Below are 2,189 nucleotides of genomic sequence, written 5' to 3'. Positions count from 1 at the left end.
GCGACGGCCTGCGCCAGCGCGGCCGCGACAGCCTGCTGCTGCACAGCGCCGCCGCCGACCGCCACGTCTACCTGCAACGCCCGGACCTCGGCCGGCGCCTCGACGAGGCCTCGGTGCAACGCCTGCGCGAACACGCCGCCGGCTACGACGGGCAGATCGACCTGGCCATCGTGGTCGCCGACGGCCTCTCCGCGCTGGCCGTGCAGCGTCACACCCTGCCCTTCCTCGAACGCCTGGAGGAACAGGCGCTGGCCGAAGGCTGGTCGCTGTCGCCGGTGGTCCTGGTGGAACAGGGACGGGTGGCGGTGGCCGACGAGATCGGCGAATTGCTGCGGGCGAAGATGAGCGTGATCCTGATCGGCGAGCGTCCCGGCCTCAGCTCGCCGGACAGCCTCGGCCTGTACTTCACCTGGGCCCCGCGGGTCGGTCTCACCGACGCCTATCGCAACTGCATCTCCAACGTCCGCCTGGAAGGCCTCAGCTACGGCATGGCCGCGCACCGCCTGCTCTACCTGATGCGCGAGGCCTGCCGGCGGCAGCTTTCCGGGGTCAACCTGAAGGACGAGGCGGAGGTCCAGGCTCTGGAAGGCGAGGCTCCGCGCACCGGCAACTTCCTCCTGGCGAGGGACTGAGCCTCCCGGCCGAAGGATGGGCCGGCGCGCGACGCCCCTCCTTCGACCGATTCAAACGTTCGCTTGGATTGCGCTTTCCAGGGAGATTGGGCAGCATCGAAGCGTTGCTGGCATGCAGCCTGCATCGTCCCGGCAGCCCCTTCCCGCAATGCGAGGCCCGTCATGCGAATCGTGCAAGCCACCCTCGAACACCTCGACCTGCTGGCGCCGCTGTTCGTCAAGTACCGCGAATTCTACGGCATGCTCTCCTACCCCGAGTCCTCGCGGAAATTCCTCGAGAAACGCCTGCGCCGCAAGGAGTCGGTGATCTACCTGGCGCTGGCCGACGAAGAAGACCGGCTGCTCGGTTTCTGCCAGCTCTATCCGAGCTTCTCCTCGCTGTCGCTCAAGCGCGTCTGGATCCTCAACGACATCTACGTCGCCGAGGAGGCGCGCCGGCAACTGGTCGCCGACCACCTGCTGCAACACGCCAAGCAGATGGCCCGGGAAACCCATGCGGTGCGCATGCGTGTCTCCACCAGCGTCGACAACGAGGTAGCGCAGAAAGTCTACGAGTCGATCGGCTTCCGCGAAGACCAGGAGTTCAAGAACTACACCCTGCCGATCAGCGACGAACTAAGCTGAAGACAAAGGCACGGCACTTCCCAACCGATCGCTCAGAGCAGAGGCATCCATGGGTTCGCGCACCTGGCACTGGCCCGGCGTCCTGCTCGGCCTGCTCCTCGCCACGGCCGGCGCGCAGGCCGACACCCTGCGCGTGGCGACCCTCGACTGGGCGCCCTACGTCGGCCCCGACCTGCCGGGCAAGGGCCTCGCCAGCCGCATCCTCGACGAAGCCCTGGCCCTCGACGGGCACCGCGCCGAACTGGTGTTCCTGCCCTGGCAACGTGCCCTGAAAGAAGCCGCCGAAGGGCGCTTCGACGCCCTCATGCCGGCCTACCTGTCGCCCGAGCGGCGCGAACTGTTCCACGCCACCATCCCCCTGCTCGACTCGCAACTGGGCTTCTTCCGCCAGCGCGAGCGCCTGCTGCCGGTCAATCCCGCGCATCTGGAAAGCCTGCGTCCGTACCGCATCGGCGTGGTCCGCGGCTACGTCAACCGGGAGGATTTCGACGCCGACCGCAGCCTGACCAAGGACGCGGTGACCAACGACTGGCAGAACCTCGAGAAGCTCCTGCGCGGGCGTATCGACCTGGCCGTGGTCGATCGCTACACCGGCTACCACCTGCTGGCGCGCAACGTGCCGGCGCTGAAGGATCGCCTGGTGTTCATCGAACCGCCGCTGGAGGTCAAGCCGCTCTATGTACTGGTGCCGAAAAGACACGCCCGCGGCGCCGCCCTTGCCGCCAGCCTCGACCGCAACCTGCGCCTGATGCGTCGCAGCGGCCGGCTGGAACAACTGATCGCCGAAGCGCACCTCGAACGCAGCGGACAGACCCGCACGCTGGCCGTCGATCCGTTAACCGGCCAGGCCGACCAGCAGCGCAGCCCCGGCCAGGAGCAGGACCAGGGCCAGCACGCCCCGTTGCAACCGGCGTGGCGCAAAGACCCGCTGGG

At 68.1% G+C, this 2,189-nt stretch carries 3 protein-coding genes; all 3 read left to right on the top strand.

Annotated features, from left to right (window positions below):
* On the top strand, positions 1 to 632 hold a 632-nt coding region (gene eutC, locus FFS27_RS31995; protein WP_137952512.1), incomplete at its 5' end, for an ethanolamine ammonia-lyase subunit EutC.
* A 162-nt stretch (positions 633 to 794) separates the two neighbouring features.
* Positions 795 to 1,256: a GNAT family N-acetyltransferase gene (locus FFS27_RS31990; RefSeq protein ID WP_003093235.1), complete on the top strand. Its 462-nt coding sequence runs from the start codon at positions 795 to 797 to the stop codon at positions 1,254 to 1,256.
* Between the two features lie 49 nt (positions 1,257 to 1,305).
* On the top strand, positions 1,306 to 2,189 hold an 884-nt coding region (locus tag FFS27_RS31985; protein WP_137952511.1), incomplete at its 3' end, for a substrate-binding periplasmic protein.

This window comes from Pseudomonas sp. 2VD (assembly GCF_005503585.1).
In the GTDB taxonomy this organism is placed as follows: domain Bacteria; phylum Pseudomonadota; class Gammaproteobacteria; order Pseudomonadales; family Pseudomonadaceae; genus Pseudomonas; species Pseudomonas aeruginosa.
The sequence above is the reverse complement of the archived record's forward strand: the minus strand, read 5'-3'. Positions and strand labels throughout refer to the sequence as shown.

What these genes read in the sequence shown, in the direction of transcription:
- FFS27_RS31990 (WP_003093235.1), top strand. Translation starts at nt 795, where the DNA reads ATGCGAATCGTGCAAGCCACCCTCGAACACCTCGACCTGCTGGCGCCG.